Annotated in this window: 15 protein-coding genes and 1 pseudogene; 9 read left to right on the plus strand and 7 right to left on the minus strand. The window is 70.3% G+C overall.

Going from position 1 to position 16,542, the window contains the following annotated elements:
* Positions 1–70: 70 nt before the first annotated feature.
* The 6 genes and pseudogenes from AB0J09_RS07480 to AB0J09_RS07505 all read left to right on the plus strand — a co-directional run bounded on the left by AB0J09_RS07480 (position 71) and on the right by AB0J09_RS07505 (position 5,032).
* Complete coding sequence (locus AB0J09_RS07480) at positions 71–1,228, plus strand: RNA ligase RtcB family protein (RefSeq protein ID WP_360686670.1); 1,158 nt, start codon at positions 71–73, stop codon at positions 1,226–1,228.
* Complete coding sequence (gene prfH, locus AB0J09_RS07485) at positions 1,225–1,959, plus strand: peptide chain release factor H (protein WP_360686673.1); 735 nt, start codon at positions 1,225–1,227, stop codon at positions 1,957–1,959. Before AB0J09_RS07480 ends, prfH begins: the two co-directional genes overlap by 4 nt.
* Positions 1,952–2,275, plus strand: a complete 324-nt coding sequence (locus AB0J09_RS07490) for a hypothetical protein (RefSeq protein WP_360686676.1) — start codon at positions 1,952–1,954, stop codon at positions 2,273–2,275. Before prfH ends, AB0J09_RS07490 begins: the two co-directional genes overlap by 8 nt.
* Positions 2,276–3,089: 814 nt before the next feature.
* A pseudogene (locus AB0J09_RS07495) lies at positions 3,090–3,344 on the plus strand (alpha/beta fold hydrolase); the annotation flags it as partial.
* A gap of 18 nt (positions 3,345–3,362) precedes the next feature.
* Positions 3,363–3,962 (plus strand): alpha/beta hydrolase, encoded by a 600-nt coding sequence (locus tag AB0J09_RS07500; protein ID WP_360686714.1) that lies wholly within the window; start codon positions 3,363–3,365, stop codon positions 3,960–3,962.
* 254 nt (positions 3,963–4,216) lie between these two features.
* Positions 4,217–5,032 (plus strand): endonuclease/exonuclease/phosphatase family protein, encoded by an 816-nt coding sequence (locus tag AB0J09_RS07505; protein WP_360686679.1) that lies wholly within the window; start codon positions 4,217–4,219, stop codon positions 5,030–5,032.
* A gap of 172 nt (positions 5,033–5,204) precedes the next feature.
* Here the strand turns inward: AB0J09_RS07505 and AB0J09_RS07510 are convergent, their stop codons facing one another.
* From AB0J09_RS07510 to AB0J09_RS07540, 7 genes are all read right to left on the minus strand, one after another.
* Positions 5,205–6,332, minus strand: coding sequence for an enolase C-terminal domain-like protein (locus tag AB0J09_RS07510; RefSeq protein ID WP_360686682.1), 1,128 nt, complete (start codon positions 6,330–6,332; stop codon positions 5,205–5,207).
* Positions 6,333–6,337: 5 nt separating this feature from the next.
* Positions 6,338–7,309 (minus strand): D-2-hydroxyacid dehydrogenase, encoded by a 972-nt coding sequence (locus AB0J09_RS07515; RefSeq protein WP_360686685.1) that lies wholly within the window; start codon positions 7,307–7,309, stop codon positions 6,338–6,340.
* Positions 7,306–8,292: a hydroxyacid dehydrogenase gene (locus tag AB0J09_RS07520; RefSeq protein WP_360686687.1), complete on the minus strand. Its 987-nt coding sequence runs from the start codon at positions 8,290–8,292 to the stop codon at positions 7,306–7,308. Before AB0J09_RS07520 ends, AB0J09_RS07515 begins: the two co-directional genes overlap by 4 nt.
* Positions 8,292–9,446, minus strand: a complete 1,155-nt coding sequence (locus tag AB0J09_RS07525; RefSeq protein ID WP_360686690.1) for a hypothetical protein — start codon at positions 9,444–9,446, stop codon at positions 8,292–8,294. The genes AB0J09_RS07520 and AB0J09_RS07525 overlap by 1 nt, the downstream gene beginning before the upstream one ends.
* 8 nt (positions 9,447–9,454) lie before the next feature.
* Positions 9,455–10,309, minus strand: a complete 855-nt coding sequence (locus AB0J09_RS07530) for a carbohydrate ABC transporter permease (RefSeq protein ID WP_360686693.1) — start codon at positions 10,307–10,309, stop codon at positions 9,455–9,457.
* Positions 10,309–11,313 carry a sugar ABC transporter permease gene (locus AB0J09_RS07535; protein ID WP_360686696.1) on the minus strand — a complete coding sequence of 335 codons (1,005 nt, stop codon included), beginning with the start codon at positions 11,311–11,313 and terminating at the stop codon, positions 10,309–10,311. The genes AB0J09_RS07530 and AB0J09_RS07535 overlap by 1 nt, the downstream gene beginning before the upstream one ends.
* A gap of 61 nt (positions 11,314–11,374) precedes the next feature.
* Complete coding sequence (locus AB0J09_RS07540) at positions 11,375–12,829, minus strand: extracellular solute-binding protein (RefSeq protein WP_360686699.1); 1,455 nt, start codon at positions 12,827–12,829, stop codon at positions 11,375–11,377.
* Between the two features lie 293 nt (positions 12,830–13,122).
* Between AB0J09_RS07540 and AB0J09_RS07545 the strand changes: the two genes are divergently transcribed.
* The 3 genes from AB0J09_RS07545 to AB0J09_RS07555 form a co-directional block, all read left to right on the plus strand.
* Positions 13,123–13,899 (plus strand): sugar phosphate isomerase/epimerase, encoded by a 777-nt coding sequence (locus AB0J09_RS07545; RefSeq protein ID WP_360686702.1) that lies wholly within the window; start codon positions 13,123–13,125, stop codon positions 13,897–13,899.
* Positions 13,900–13,929: 30 nt separating this feature from the next.
* Positions 13,930–14,958, plus strand: coding sequence for a LacI family DNA-binding transcriptional regulator (locus AB0J09_RS07550; protein ID WP_360686705.1), 1,029 nt, complete (start codon positions 13,930–13,932; stop codon positions 14,956–14,958).
* Positions 14,959–15,044: 86 nt separating this feature from the next.
* Positions 15,045–16,542 (plus strand): DUF2264 domain-containing protein (locus AB0J09_RS07555; protein ID WP_360686708.1); only part of this gene is annotated, 1,498 nt, incomplete at its 3' end.

Raw genomic sequence — 16,542 nt, forward strand, 5'->3', positions numbered from 1 at the left:
GAGAAGGCACGGCGCCGATTCGTGCCGTAATGCCGCCTGTCCATACCCCCGTTCAGCGAAGAGAGCCTCTTTGTCTCAGCAACTCCCGGCCACCGTCACGGTGTTCGCCTCGCCCACGAGCTGGATCGAGTCCGATGCCGTCGCGCAATGCCATCAGGTGGCCGCCCTCGACGGCATGACGCACGTCGCCGCCATGCCGGACCTGCACCCTGGCAAGGGTGCCCCCATCGGCGCCGCCATGACTTCGACCGTTCTGTACCCATTCCTGGTGGGCTCCGACATCGGTTGCGGCATCGCCGTGTTCCCCGTCAAGCTCAAGCGCGCCGTGCCCGAGAAGCTCGCCGCCCGGTTCCCCGATCTCGATCGCGCGCTGGACCCTGAAGGGGATGCCGACGATCCCGCCTGGGACGTGGTGAAGGGCGACATTCCCGCCGATCACGTCGAGGGGCTCGGGACGGTCGGCCGGGGCAACCACTTCGTTGAGCTGGCCCGGATCGGGACCGTCTTCGAGCCGGGCCACGCCAGCCGTCTCGGGCTCAACTCCGGGGACCTGGTTCTCATCGTGCACAGCGGCTCCCGAGGGCTGGGCGAACGAATCCTGCGGGCGCACACCGAGGTCCACGGCGCGGACCCCGCCCCTGATCCCGGCGCCTACCTGGCGATGCATGACGACGCCGTACGGTGGGGATCTCTCAACCGGCGGCTGCTGGCCGCCCGGGTCGCCCACGCCCTGGGGTTCGAGCCCGCCGAGCCGATCGTCGACCAGTGCCACAACCTGGTCGAGCTCCGCGACGGGATCTACCTGCACCGCAAGGGGGCGGCGCCGGGTGACGGCCGCGACGTGCTCATCGCCGGTACGCGAGGCACTCCTTCCTATCTCGTGGCCGCCCACGCCGGGCCGGACGCCGGCCACTCCGTGGCGCACGGCGCGGGCCGCAAGATGTCGCGCGCCGACGCCCTGCGCCGCGGGCGGGCCAAGCACACGGTCGAGGAATTGCGCCGTACACCGGTGGGGTCGCTGGTCGTGTGCGGCGACCGCCAGTTGTTGTTCGAGGAGGCGCCAACGGCGTACAAGCGCATCGAGCAGGTGATCGCCGACCTGGTCGAGCACGACCTGGCCACGCCCGTGGCCAGCACGATCCCTCTGGTCACCTACAAGACACCCGACCTCGGGACGTCGCCTCAGAGGGATCACCGGGACCAGCGCCGCAAGCGAGGCCGGCCATGAGCGTCCACCTGCTCCTGTCGGCCGGGCGTGGGCCGCAGGAGTGTGCCTGGGCGCTGGCTCAACTACTGCACCGCCTGGAAGGCGACGCCACCCGGCAGGACCTCGAGACCCATCGGGCCCACACAGTCCCCGGTGACCGGCCCGGCACCTACCGATCGGTCATCATCCGAATCGCAGGAGACGCCGCCGAGGCGTTCGCCGCCTCGTGGACCGGAACCCTGTGCTGGCAGGCTCCCAGCCCCTACCGGTCCAACACCAGCCGAAAGAACTGGTACGTCATCGCCCAACCGTGCCAGCTCGACACCCCGCGCACGACGTTCGCGGAAGCAGACGTCGACATCGTCGCCTGCCGCACCGGCGGCCCCGGCGGTCAACATCGCAACAAAGCCAGCACGGCCGTACGCGCGACCCACCGGCCCACCGGGATCGTCGTCGTGGTCGACACCGAGCGGCAGTTCAGCCTCAACCGCCGCATCGCCATGCGGCTGCTGCAACAGCGCATCGAACACGGCGACGAGGCGACAGAGCGCGCCGTCACCACCGCCCGCTGGCGCATCCACGACGAGCTCGTACGCGGCAACCCCACCCGCATCGAACGTCCGGAAACGTCGAATCAGAACCTGGCCCCGCAGAAGCACGTCGTACCGGATGGCTGGACCAAGCCGCCCGGCTGGGACGCCCCACCGTCCATGGATGCCGACCTCGGGTGGAAAGGACCCTTCGATGACTGACACCCCAAATCCCCGTTTCCTCGATGCCACCGCCAGGTTCGCATCGGAGAACGACTCCTACGATTACAAGGCCACTGGCCCGGTACGGCAGGCCGCAGTGTACGACCGGCATGGACGGTTGCTCGGAGATGTGTGGACCGACGATCGTCACGCCGCGGGCTTCACCCTTATCGACGACCCTGAGCCGGATATGGGGTATGTGGGGGGACGTATGGATCGGATCCTCGCCGAGGCTTACAAGGCGGGAATTCCCGCCAGTGAGCTTCTAGACCCCGCCTTGTACGCACCGGACTTCGAGCTGCGCCGTGATGCGTAATCCACGCCGGCACCTTCGGAACCGCCAGGTCGCTGATGAGCATCGTCATCACAGCCACCGCACCCACAGATAAATGGTTCGGGCGCCGCGTCCTGCCCTGAACCATCCCTGAATCAACCCTGAACGGCCCCTGAGAACGGTTCTGCTCGGGCTTTCCCGCACCTAACGTGACGGACGCCCCAAGATCCATTCCAGGAGGACAGCTCATGCACAGCGTGGCCGCGTTCGTCATCGCGGGACTCGTGGCCGGTCGAGCCTCGGTGCCACTCCCCTCGTGAACGCCGCGCCGACGGCGGTGGTGACGAGCATCCAATGGACACCCTGCAAACCGGACAGCCCGGAGTGGGCGAGGTGGAGGGGGCGGAGTGTGCGACCCTCCGGCTGCCCGTCGACTGGGCTCGTCCCGACGGGCCCACGTTCGATCTCAAGATCGCGCGCCGGACGGCGACCGGTCCGGGAACGCGCGTCGGCACTCTGGTCTTCGGCCCGGGCGGACCCGGTGACTCGGGCGTCGAACGTATGGGCACCGGGATCACGCGCTTCAGCCCCGAGGTCCGCCGCAGGTTCGACATCGTCAGCTTCGATCCCCGCGGAGTCGGCGGCAGCAGCCCTGTGACCTGCCCACCCGAGAAGCTCGCGGCCCGCCCGTCGCCACAGATGACGAGCCAGGCCGACTTCGAGGCCACCGTGAAGTACAACCGGGAACTGCGCGACGAGTGCCGTCAGCAAACCCCGAACGGTATCTTCGACCACCTCGACTCAGCCCAGGCGATCCAGGACCTGGAGGCCCTCCGCGTGGCGCTCGGGGGGGGAGAAGCTCACCTTCCACGGCAGCTCGTACGGCACGATGCTCGGCGCCCGGTACGCCGAGGCCTACCCTCGTCACGTCCGGGCGATGGTGCTGGAGAGCGTGATGGACCACAGCGTCCCCCGCACGCGGACCTTCCTGCAGACCGGGGCGGCGGCCGCGCAGGATCTCTTCGACGAGTTCGCGAAGTGGTGCGGCTCCAACACCGAGTGTGCGCTCCACGACCGCGACGTACGAGCCGTCTGGAAGGGACTGCTGGCCCGCGCCGAGAGCGGCAGGCTGGCCACCCCGCCGGACCTGGTGCGCAGGCTAGGCCCCACCGTGTCGTCGATCGACCTGGTCAACGCGATCGCCTTCCGGCGGTTCTACGAGGGTGACTTCGCGGGCCTGGCCAAGGAGATCGATGCGATGGACAAGAGCGCACCGGTGAACGGGCCGGCGCCGAAGTTGTCCCCGTTGCCGCCCGCCACTCCGATGTTCTGCTCGGACTGGCACCTCCCCGTACGGGACTACCGGGAGTACGCGGCGCTGGTGCGGCAGATGAACGCCACCGCGCCTGACATGCCGTACCTGCTGCCCCTCCGGATGGTGGCCGCCTGCCTCGGCGCGCCGACCGCCAACCCCCAGCACCGCCTCGAGCCGACGACACACCAGGCCCCGCCCGTACTGCTGTCGAACGCGCTGCACGACCCGGCGACGCCGCACCGATGGGCCGCGTCCGTCGCCCGCCAGTTCGGACTGAAGGGCGTGCTGCTGACCTACGACGGCTGGGGCCACGGCAGCGCCACCAGCGGGCCCTGCATGGAGAACACCATTGACCGTTACCTCACCGACCTCGCGGTCCCGCCGCGCGGCACCCACTGCCCCGCCGTGCGGTAGCAACTTCAGAAGGAAGCCCCCGGCCCCATGAACCGGCACCGGGCACGTTTGTCGGTTAATGCCAGGCAACCGGGAACCGAGTTCATGACGCATCCGTGCTTTGCGACAGAGCCGAAACCCGTACGGTCCCGCAGGCGAGGCACTCCTTGGGGCCGTACCGGGCACCAGAGCGGAGTGACGACCGCGTGAGAGAGCGGTGAACTCTTTCCGCGCATCCTGTCGGGTCCGACGATCGCGCCTGCACAATGACGGCCGTGATCTCATTTTCCCTGACGCGTCTGCGTGCCCTGTTGATCGGCTGCCTGATGACCGCCGGGCTGCTGTTGTCCCCCAGCGTCGCCATGGCCTCCGCCATGACGCAGCCCGGGGATGCACCGTCGCAGGACGCGCGCCCGCCGTACTCGCTGCTCCAGATGAACGTGTGTGCCAGCGGTTACGCCGGCTGCTACGCCCGGACCCAATACCCGAAGATAGTTGACGAGGTTGTGGAGCGCATCCAGGCCAACGACGTCAACGCGGTCACCCTCAACGAAGCCTGCAGCGGCGACGTGGCCGAGATCGCCGAGCGCACCGGCTACCACTTCCGGTTCGCCACGGTCATCTACAACGGCGCCCCGCTGGCCTGCAAGACGCCTGGCGGACGCGGCGAGTTCGGCAACGCCGTGCTGACCAAGGAGGCTATCCGCGCCTCCGAGGACGCGCCGTACTCCGTGTTCAGCGGGGTGGAGCAGCGCCGCTGGCTCTGCGTGACGACGGCACGCGGTGTGGACGTTTGCACCAGCCACCTGTCCACCGACGGCGAGGCTCCCGGCAGCACCAACTCGATCCAGTGCGCCGAACTCGCCCAGGTGCTCGCCTCCCGCGGCCGCCCGACCCTTTTCGCCGGTGACGTCAACCGCCGCTCCTCGTGCGCCCCCGAGGGCCAGTGGACGCTGACCGACGCGGCCGCCACCCAGGCTCCCGGCATCCAGCACGCCTACGGGAACCTCGCGGCGCCGACGCTGGAACTCGAGCGGACCACGTACACCGACCACGACGCACTCGTGATCCGCGCCGGACTGCCGAAGTGACCTGGCGTCCATGGGCGCGAGCCGCCTGCGTGATGGCCGCGGCGTCGCTGGTCAGGGACCGTCATCGGTGCCGCGCCGACCTCGATCGACCAGGTACGCCGGCACCCGACCGCCTGGCTCTGCCGCTATCCGGGCCGCCGATGACCATTCACGGGCGGTCCGGCGGATGCCGTCAAAGAGCGAGCGCGCGGACCACCTCCTCGTCCACGCCGATCCCCAGGCCAGGGCCGGTGGGCACGTGGGCGACGCCGTCGGAGACGGTGATGACCGGATCCGTGGCGTAGGGGCTGGTGATGAACTGCCGGCCGTTGAGGTCGACCGGCGTGTCCACGCCGAACGCGGCGAACAGGTGGAGCGAGGCGGCCAGCCCGACGTCTGACTCGGTGAGGCCGGAGCCCATGATCGCGAGGCCGCAGTCCTCGGCGAGCTGGCACTGGCGCAGAGCCAGGGTCAGCCCGCCGCAGCGCTGCACCTTGGCGACGGCGACGTCGATGGCGTCGAGCCGGACGAACGTCGCCAGGTCGCTCGGGTGGCGCAGGCTCTCGTCCACGGCCACCGGGACGGGGCTGGCGTCACGCAGGCGGCGCAGGCCGGCGATGTCGTTGGACGGCAGCGGCTGCTCGAAGACGGCGATGTCCAGGTCGGCCAGGCGCCTGGCCACCCGGAGCGCGGCGGCGGCCGTGTAGCCCTGGTTGGCGTCCACCCAGAGCACCGCGTCGGGGGCGGCGGCGCGCACGGCCTCCACGATCGCCACGTCCTCGTCCTCGGTGTGCAGGCCGAGCTTGACCTTGACATGGCGGTAGCCGTGCGCGCGGCCCTCGGCCACCGAGTCCGCGGCCACCTCCGCCGACTCGGTGGCCACGATCCAGGCCAGCTCGATGGTGTCGCGCCTGCGCCGGCCCCACAGCTCGCCGAGCGACAGGCCGAGGCTGCGGGCGAAGGCGTCGTGGCAGGCCACGTCGACCGCCGCGCGCGCCAGCGGCATGCCGATCGAGAAGCCCTTGCTGATGGTGCGGTCGAAGGCGCGGCAGAGCCCGTCCAGGTCCCACAGCGGACGGCCGACGGCCGCCGGGGCCAGGTAGCCCTCGATGGTGGAGACGATGGACTCGGTGGTCTCGTACGTCCAGGAGGGGATCGGGGTGGCCTCGCCCCACCCGGTGGCGCCGTCGTCGGCCGTGACCTTCACCAGGACTCGGATGGCAGGACGGCCGCCCTTGACGACGGACCCGCCCGCGACGGCGAAGTCGCGCAGCGAGGGAAGGGCCACGGTGAAGGTCTCGACGCGTGCTATCCGGTTCACGTGATTCAGTACCATTCGGACTTGTCGACCAGATTGATCAGTTCCCGCCCGTCCACGAAGCGCCGGGCGTTCTCCAGCAGTACGGCGAAGCGCCGCTCCCCGGCATGTGGCCCCACGCCCGCCACGTGCGGGGTGATGAGCACGTCGGGTCGCCGCCAGAGCGGGTGGTCGGCGGGAAGCGGTTCGGTTTCGAAGACGTCCAGGGCCGCCCCGGCCAGGCGCCCCGCGGACAGGGCGGCGGCCAGGTCGTCGAGCCGTACGGTGGGCCCGCGGCCGATGTTGACGACGTACGCCCCGGGTTTGGCCAGCACCAGCCGCCGCGCGTCCAGCAGGCCCTCGGTGGCGGGGGTATGCGGAACGGTCAGGATGACCAGGTCTGCCCCGGGAAGCAGCCGGTCGAGGGCGTCGGCGGGCAGCACCTCGGCGAAGCCCGGCACGGGGCCGCCGCGCCGGGCGTCCACGCCCACGACCCTGGTGCCGAACACCGCCAGCAGCCTGCCGATCTCGGCCCCGACCGCGCCCACCCCCACCACCAGGGCGGTGGCCTCAGCCAGGGAGAGCACGGCGCCGGGGTCCCAGTCGGGCGCCCAGTGCGCGCGGGCCTGTTCGCGGGCGTATCGGGGCAGGCCCCTGGCCAGCGCGAGCACGAGCGCCAGCGCGTGCGCGGCCACGTGGTCGGTGTAGGTGTCACGCATGTTGGTGACCTGCACGGGGTGCGCGACCAAGGCCGGATGGTAGAACCCCGGAGGAGGCCCGGCCTGCGGGGCCTGCAGCCAGCGCAGCCGCCCGGCGTGCGCCAGCAGGTCCGCGGGCAGCGTGCCGTAGGCGGCGTCGGCCTCCGCCAGCGCCTGTGCCGCTTCCGAAAGGGTCCCGGGCTCAAGCACGACGAGCTCCGGCACCGCCTGCTCCAGCCGGGCCCGCCAGCCCGCGGTGTCCGGATCGTGCGGCGGCAGCAGCACCAGGGTGGTGGTGCTCATGCCCTCTTCGCCAGGCCGGACTCGGTGATCTCGTACAGCAGCGGCTCCCCCGCGACGTAACGGGCGAGCTCCTCGGCCATCGCCTGCCCGTGGCGGCGGCGCTCGTGGCCCAGGCTGCCCGCCACGTGCGGGGTGACGACGATGTTGGGCATCGTGAACAGCGGCGACCCCGCGACGGGCGGTTCCGGGTCGGTGACGTCGAGGACGGCGAACAGGTCGGTCCGCCGGCCCAGTACGTCCACGAGCGCGGCCTCGTCGACGAGGCCGCCGCGCGCCGTGTTGATCAGGGTGGCGTCGGGCTTCATCGACTCCAGCAGCCCGGTGCCGACAATGCGCTGTGTCTCAGGGGTGAGCGGCGAGTGCAGGCTGACCACGTCGGAGGTGGCGAACAGCTCCTCCAGGCCGACGAGGCGCACGCCAAGCTCCTTGGCCTGCTCCGGGTCGGCGTACGGGTCGTAGGCCTGCACGTCGAGGTGGTGATGGGCGAGCAGCCGCGCCGTTGCCCGGCCCGTGGCGCCGAGTGAGACCAGCCCGACCGTCGCGCCGTAAGCCCCGAGCTCGGGCCCGCGCGGGGCGGTGGCGGCGGCGGCGCGCGCGGCCAGCACGTAGCGCCAGCCGTGCTTGAGCGCGTACAGGATCTGCGAGAGCGCGAACTCGGCGACCGGCTCGGCGTTGGCCGTGGCCGCCGAGGTGACCCGCACTCCCCTGGCCCACATCTCCGGGGTGACCATCGGGCGGATGGAGCCCGCACCGTACAGCACCAGCGAGAGCTTGGGCGCGGCGGCGAGCAGTTCGGCGTCCAGCTTGGGCGCCCCCCACCCGGTCACCAGCACCTCGAGGCCGCCGAGCAAATCAGGGGTGAGCCGGCCGGCGGTGAGCGGGGGCGACGCGATGGTCAGGTGCCGCTCGATCGCCTCTCGGGCCTCGGGGCCGTAGACGTCGTCGAAGCGGTTCGGGTCCATCACGTACAGGCCGTTCAGCATTAACTCTCCTTCAAACGAGCCGCGGCTCGCACGCTGGCCAGGCGGGCGGGTGAGCCGAGCCCGGCGTGGTAGTAACGTAGCTGCCGCGCGCCCTCGGCGACGAGGTCGGCGGCCAGTGCCGGGATCCGGGCGTGGCCGTCCTCCAGCACGTTGAGGTTGGCGACGAGGGGGATACTGGTACGGCTCGCCGCGGCCTTCACCTGGGCCACCGCCGCCGCCTCCTGGCCCCAGCACTTGAGCACGTACGCGTCGACCGGCGCGTCGAAGGAGGCCAGGTCGATCCCCACGTCGGGACCGGTGACCTGCGGGTCGTCGGTGGCCATGAGCAGCAGCTCGCGGCCGCCCGCCAGCGCCGCCACATCGCGGACCAGGTCCGCGATCACCTGGCCGCGGTGACCGTACAGGGCCTGGGCGCGCTCGTGGCCGAGCGTGTCGCCCAGGCTCGTCCCGGCCGGGACGCCCTGCTGGAGCTCTCCGTCCACGGCGGCGCGCACGTCGCGCGCCAGCTCCTCGACGTCGAGGCCGCGCGCGGCCAGCCCGGCCCGGCAGGCCGGGCAGAGGCAGAGGGACAGCAGCGCCCTGCCGCAGGCGGACAGGTGGGCGCCGGAGGTCTTCTCGTGGTGGCCGGCGTGCTCCGCGCCCAGCCAGCCGCACGCCTCCAGCATCAGCGCGGGCACGTCGTACTGCTCGCAGACCTCGCGCACGAGGGTGAGCGCGTAGTCGCGGACGCCGGGCTGGGCGGGGCAGAGCGCGTAGGGGTAGGACTCGCCGTAGGCGTTCCTGACCGTCAGGTCGGGCGCCTCGCGGCCCAGCACCGAGGAGTGCGTGAGCACCAGCCAGGCCTCCGCCCGCAGCCCGGCCTCCGCCAGCGCAGCCAGCGCCGCGCCGAACCTGTCCTCGTCGGGCACTCCCCAGCTCGGCGGGTACGGCCGGAGCCGCCCGCGCCAGCGCTCCGGGCGCAGCCGGAAGTAGGCCGCCGCGTGGTCGGCCTGCACGATGCGGTGGCGGGGATGCCACGGGGTGATGGCCCGGACCGAGTGGTAGGCGGCCTGCAGGGTCACCGTGCTCACGCCGAGGCCGGCGATGCGCTCGGCCGCCGCGGGGTCGCCCACGATGTCCCAGGTGTAGGCGAACGCGCCGTGGCTCATCTTCAAGCGGACTGTCACCCCTTCGTGGCGCCGGCCAGGCCGCGCGTGAAGTAGTTCTGGAAGAAAAGGAAGATCATCAGCATCGGCAGGAACGAGATCGTCATCCCGGCGGCGAACCCGGTCCAGTCGGTGGCGTGCTCTCCCTGGAAGGACAGCATGCCGACGGCGAGGTTCTGCAGGTCGGGCTGGCCGAGCGTGAACACCAGCGGGATGTTGAACTCGTTCCAGCTGCTGATGAACTGGAAGATGACCACCACCGCGATGACCGGTTTGGCCAGCGGGAGGATGAGGCGGAACGTCTTGAGGAAGCCGGCCCCGTCGAGCTTGGCCGCCTCGAACAGGTCGCTCGGGACGCTGGAGAAGAACCCGACGAACAGCAGGACGTAGAGCGCGCCGGCGCCGCCGGACATGGCCAGGATGACCCCGGCCCGCGTGTTCAGCAGGCCGAGGTTCTCGATCAGCACGAACTGCGGGACGATGATCGAGGCGACCGGGATGAACAGAGTCCCCACGATCATCCGGTAGAGCAGGGTACGGCCGGGGAACTCGTACCTGGCCAGCACATAGCCGCACAGGGCCGCCTTGACCAGCTCGACGAGGGTCGAGGCGACCGAGTAGAGCACCGTGTTGAAGAAGTATCCGGAGAACCCGGCGTTGACCCAGGCCCGTACGAAGTTGTCGAAGTTCAGCTGGTCGGGCACGAGGCTCGCGCCGCTGGTGAACATCCCGGCCTGGGTCTTGAACGCGGCCGAGATCGTCCACAGGAAGGGATAGACCCACACGAGCCCGACGACCAGCAGGATCGGCAGGGCGATGAGGTTGGCCCGCGCGGCGTGGCTGCGCCTGGTGGGCTGAGTGATCGTCGTCATCAGACGCCGTACTCCTTCCTGAGCCGCTGGGCCCGGCGGACCGCGAGGCCCTGGGCGGAGACCAGGACGAAGGCGATGACGGAGAACAGCAGCGCCGCGGCCGAGGCGTAGCCGTAGGCGAACGGCACCGAGCCGAAGGCGTTCTGGTAGATGAAGTAGGACACCACGTAGGTACTGGTGCCGGGCCCGCCCGCGGTGAGCGTGACGACCAGCCCGAAGACGTGCATGGCGTTCACGATGCCGAGCAGGGTGATGATCACGGCGACCGGCCTGATCATCGGCAGCGTGATGCGGGTGAGCTTCTTCCACTCCCCCGCGCCGTCGATGGCGGCCGCCTCGTAGACCTCCTCCGGCACGTTCTGCAGCGCCGCGATCCAGTAGATCATGTACTGGCCGAAGATCTGCCAGATGGAGACGAGCACGAGCACGAGCAGCGCGCTCCACCGGTTGGCGAACACGTCGAACCCCTGGTCGACCAGGCCGAGGTCGCGCAGGATCGCACTCAGCGCGCCGTTGGACGGGTTGAGCAGGTAGGTGAATACCAGGCCTGCCATGGCGACGGGGATGATGAGCGGCGCGAAGAACATGGTCCGGAAGAACCGTTTGCCCCGCAGCCACTTGCGGGTGAGCACGATCGCCGCCAGCAGCGAGATCGGGAGCTTGATGGCGGTCGTCAGCAGGGCGAAGATCAGCGTGTTGACGACCGAGAGCCAGAACAGCGGGTCGGCCAGGATCGAGCCGTAGTTGCCGGCCCCGACGAAGTGGTCGATCGGGCCGATGCCCGACCAGTCGAAGAAGGAGTAGTAGATCGTCGCGACCAGCGGCCAGATGGTGAAGCCGAGGTAGAGCAGGAGGAAGGGGGCCAGGAAGACGACCAGCCAGACCCTCTCGAGGCCGCGGACGCGCTCGCGGGAGTGATCGACGCGTTCGGGCACACGCTCAGCGGGCGACCGGTCCCTGTCCGTCACCCTCTCCCTGCCGGGGGCGGTGCCGGTGATTGTCATGGATGTCCTCACGAGGGAGAAGGGGGCGCCGCCGGCGCGCGCGGCCGGCGGCGCCGTCCGGTCAGTTGCGGTACTTGTCGGAGGTGTAGTCCTTCATGTAGTCCCAGTCGGCGAAGGTGTAGCAGTCCATCGACACCTTCAGGCCGCTGGCCGCCTCCTGTTTGAGCCCTTCCTCCAGGGCGGCCTGCCGCTGCTGGACGATGGCGGCGCCCACGGTCGCCAGCGACTGGCCGGTGTTCAGCGCCTCTCCCATGGCCGCCCACTCCCCGTCCGGGTTCTTGCCCAGCGCGTTCACGTACGCCTTGGACTTGGCGAGGTCGGGGCACTTGAGCAGCGGCACGGGAAGCTGGACCCGGTAGCCCGGCTGCGCGGCGATCTGCATGATCTGCTTGAGCGCCGGGTCGGTGACCATCTTCTCGTTGTCGACGTAGGCCAGCGTGCCGAAGGCGCTCTTGTAGTACTGCTTGACGAAGTAGCCGTTGGGGTCGGTCATCCACTGGATGAACGTCCACATTTCATCGGGATGCTTGGTCTGCGAGCTGACCCAGTACTTGTTGCCGTCGTACTCGCGGCCGGCCGCGCCGGTCTGCCCCCCGTCCGGGTTGACGCGCGGCGCCACCACGTACTTGTCGCTGCTGAAGCCCAGGCCGGCCCACACGCTCGGCACCCAGGTGCCGTCGAAGAAGATGCCGGCCTGCCCGGCGGCGAACTGCTGGCGGGAGAAGTTCTTGTCATTGGTGCCCGGCGCCAGGTACCCGGCCTTCTTGAGTTCCTGGAGGAAGGCGAAGGTCTTGACCTGCGCCGGCTCGGTCAGATCGAACTTGCCCGTCTTGTAGTCGAAGAACTTGTCCGTCGAGACGCCGGCGCTCAGCGCGAACCAGGGCCGCTGCATGTCCACGCCCTTGGTGGGGGCGGCGATGCACTGCGCCTTGGTCTTGGCCTTGATCTGCGCGCAGGTGTTCTTGAGGTCGGTCCAGGTCTTGGGCGGGTTGTTGATGTCCAGCCCGGCCTCCTGGAAGACCTGCTTGTTGAGGAACATGTAGCCGGGGCCCCAGTACAGGTTCTCCGAGAACGGGAAGCCGTACGTCTTCCCGTCCTGCATGTTGATGCCTTCCAGGAAGGACCCGTCCGGCCAGCGCTTGGTGAAGTCGGCGGGGACGGTCCCGCCCGGGCTGAGCGGGCTGACCCACTTCTGGTCCAGCAGCTGGGACAGCCCGGTCGCGTTCCAGTAGAACATGTCCGGCGCCTGGTTGCTCTGGAAGGCCAGGGGCAGGGTCTTCATGTAGTCGGCCTGGGTGATCGAGCGCCACTCGATCTTGATGCCGGGATGTTCCTTGGTGAACTGCGCGCCGACGTCCTTGTGGAAGTTCACCTGTTCGGCGGAGAAGTCCCAGATCTGCAGCGTGGTCTGCGAGCCACCTCCACTGCTGTTGCTCGAAGTGCCGCACGCCGCCACGAGCAGTGACGCCACAGCTGCCGTGATCATCGCGGCGGTGCCAGGCCGATGAGGTTTCATGGAGCCCTCCAAGAGAGGCGGAGGCCAGAGGGGCGCTCGGACAGCCGGTAAGCGCTTGCCCGAGGGTGGGTCGAGACTAACCCGGCTCATAACCCGATTCAAGGCTTGTGAGAAAGCGTTTTCAGATCCATGCTCGATCGTGAAGAGTGGCCCGTCGACGCCCTCCACGGCCCGTCGGTGCCCGACATATGCGCATTATCCTGGTACTTCTCGGCAGCATCGCGCCGAGAAGACCATGAGAGAGTTGCGACGATCGGCGCTTTGGACAAGCGCTTTCTGACTTAGGAGTACGTGTGCGCCTGCTCGCCTTCACCAAGCCCTTCGGCCCCATCGACGCAGCCCGGCTGGCCGAGGCCGTGGCCTCGGTGGGCGCCGAGGGGGCGGATCTCGTCGTGCGCGAGGGGCAGACGGTCAGCCCCGCCGACCCCGGCGGCATCGCCGTCGTCGCTGCGGAGCTCGAGCGCCGCGGGCTCACCCTCGACGTGGTCACCACCGACCTGCTCGACACCGGCGCGGACGCCGAACGGATCATCGCGGCCTGCGGCGAGAGCGGCGTCCCCCTCGTGCGGGTGGGCTTCTACCGCTACGACCCCGCCGCCGGTTACCACCGCCAGCTGGACGACTCCAGGGCCGCGCTGTCCCGCCTGGCCGGCCTCGCCGCCCGGCACGGCGTGCAGCTGGCGCTCCAGCTGCATCACGGTACGATCCATCCGTCCGCCTCGCTCGCCCTCGCACTCGCAGGCGACCTGAGCGACGTGCGCTTCTACGCCGACCCCGGCAACCAGGCCAAGGAGGGCAGCGAGGCATGGGCGCTCAACGTCGACCTGCTGGGCGATCGGATGGCCTGCATGGGAGTGAAGAACGCCGTCTGGCGATCCGCCGCGGACGGCTGGGTGTGCGAGTGGCAACCGTTTGCGGACGGTGGCGTGGTCCGCTGGCCGGAGATCATCTCCGGGCTGCGCGCACGCGGCTACACCGGGCTGCTGTCGCTGCACGTCCACTACCCGGCGGCCGACCCGGCGGCGGCCGTACGGAGAGATCTGGATCATCTGCGCGGGCTGCTCGGCTGACGGGCACTCCACGGGGGGTAGGAGGAGCAGGTGCGGAATCTGCGGCAGGGCCGCCCGACACGGGTGACGATCAGCGACGTCGGGGCGGCGGCGGGGGTGTCGGCCTCGACGGTCTCCCGCGTGCTCAACGGCACGGCCAAGGTCGACCCTTCGCTGGCGGCGCGCGTCCACGACGCGGTCAGGCAGCTGGGCTACCGGCCCAACGCCGCGGCGCAGGGACTCGCCCGCGGGGAGTGGGGCACCATCGGCGTGCTGGTCCCCGACCTGGCCAATCCCTACTTTCCCGAGGTGCTCAAGGCCGTCTCGGCCGTCGCCCGCTCCCACGGGCGCCGCGTCATGGTCATGGAGTCGGACGAGGACCCCTCGATCGAGCACGACCTGGTCGAGGACCTGATGCGCAGCTGCGACGGGGTGCTGCTCTGCTCCCCCCGCATGGAGCGCTCCGACCTGGTCGTCCTGACCGCCCGGGACCACCCGCTCGTCCTGCTCGACCGGATAGTCCCCGGCATCGCCGCGCCCGCCGTCTCCGCCGACTTCTTCGGCGGGATGATGCTGATCTGCGGCCACCTGGCGCAGCTGGGCCACCGCCGGGTCGCCTACCTGAGCGGGCCCGAGGTGTCCTGGGCCAACTCCGAACGCATCAGGGCGTTGGAGGCGGCCAAGGCGTTCGGCATCTCCGTCACGATCCTGCCGTGCGGGCCCACCAGCCGCTGCGGGTACGAGGCCGCCGCCGAGGTGCCCGGCACCGGCGCCACCGCGCTCACCACCTACAACGACCTGGTGGCCCTGGGGGCGGTGACCCGGATGCGCGAGCTCGGGGTCCGGGTTCCCGAGGAGCTTTCGGTGGTCGGGTTCGACGACATCGAGCTGGACCACGTGGCGCACACGAGCCTGACCACGGTGTCGGTGCCCCGGGGGCAGCTCGGCAAGCAGGCGGCCGAGATGTTGGAGGCCCTCATGACCGAGGGGCACGACGGGGAGCCGGTGTATCTGCCGATGGAGCTGCACGTCCGTGACAGCACCGCACCGCCCCGGGTGACCAGCGAACTGGCCGGGTGACCGTACGGCAGGCTGTTGACAAGTGGGGGAGGCGGCGGGAAACCTGTCTTCCTGAAAGCGCTTTCCCAACGGATGAGAGTGAGCCTGTGGACACCGACGACCGCGCAGGACGGCCTGGCAGCGACCGAGACGACCTGGGACGTCAGGTCCTGGACCTGGTCGCACCGCTGATCTCCCGGTTCAGCCCGGGCGGGGGGCGGCTGCGGCTGGGGTTCAACACGGCGCACTACGACCAGGCGGCCGCCGAGCTGGAAGCGTTTGCGCGCCCGCTGTGGGGGCTGGCGCCGCTGGCGGCCGGCGGCGGGGCGTTCGATCACTGGGAGCTCTGGCGCGCCGGGCTCGCCGCCGGGACCGACCCCGAGCACCCCGACTACTGGGGCGCGGCCTTCGACCGGAACCAGCGGCTGGTCGAGACCGCCGCCATCGGCCTGGCGCTCGCCCTGGCCCCCGAGCAGATCTGGGATCCGCTGACCGGCCGGCAGCGCGACACGGTGGCCGCCTGGCTGCGGCACGCGGTCACCGTGGAGCCGAACGACAACAACTGGCTGTTCTTCCCGGTCATGGTGGGGCTCGGGCTCGATCGCGTCGGGGTCTCACACGACCACGACGCCAACACGGCCAGGCTCGACCGGCTGGAGCAGTTCGACCTCGGACGCGGGTGGTACTCCGACGGGCCCAAGTGGCAGCGCGACTACTACATCCCGTTCGCCATGCACTACTACGGCCTCATCTACGCGGCGCTCGGCGACGACCCGGCCAGGGCCGAGCGCTTCCGCGAGCGGGCCGCGCTGTTCGCCCAGGACTTCCAGCACTGGTTCACCAGCGAGGGGGTCGCCGTCCCGTTCGGCAGGAGCCTGACCTACCGCTTCGCGCAGTCGGCGTTCTGGGGGGCGTTGGCCTTCGCCGGGGTCGAGGCGCTGCCCTGGGAGGTGACCAAGGGGCACCTGCTGCGGAACCTGTCCTGGTGGGCCCAGCAGCCCATCCGCGACACCGCCGGGCTGCTCACCATCGGCTACGGCTACCCCCAGCCGCACATGGCCGAGCAGTACAACGCGCCCGGCTCGCCGTACTGGGCCATGAAGGCGTTCCTGCCGCTCGCCCTGCCCGCGGAGCACCCGTTCTGGGCCGCCAAGGAGGCCGACGCGCCCCCGCTGCCCGAGGTCAGCACCCAGCCGGAGGCAGGCGTGGCGCTGATGCGCTGCGAGGAGGGACGGCACGTGGTGATGCTGAGCGCGGGACAGCACGCCCCGTGGGCGCGTCATGGCGCGGCCAAGTACGCCAAGTTCGCCTACTCCACGCGTTTCGGCTTCAGCGTGCCCGCCGGGACACTGGGGCTCGAGCAGGGCGCCTTCGACAGCACGCTGGCGCTCAGCGAGGACGGCGAGCACTGGCGGCCGTGCGAGTTGCCGCACGACGCCTCCGCCTCCGACGGTGTGCTGCACGCGCGCTGGACGCCCTGGGACGACGTGGAGATCGAGACCTGGCTGGTGGCGCTGCCCCCGTGGCACGTGCGGGTGCACCGGATCAGGACCGGGCGGGCGCTGCACACGGCCGAGGGCGCCTTCGCGGTCGACCGGGACCGGC

Source organism: Nonomuraea sp. NPDC049784 (assembly GCF_040659615.1).
In the GTDB taxonomy this organism is placed as follows: domain Bacteria; phylum Actinomycetota; class Actinomycetes; order Streptosporangiales; family Streptosporangiaceae; genus Nonomuraea.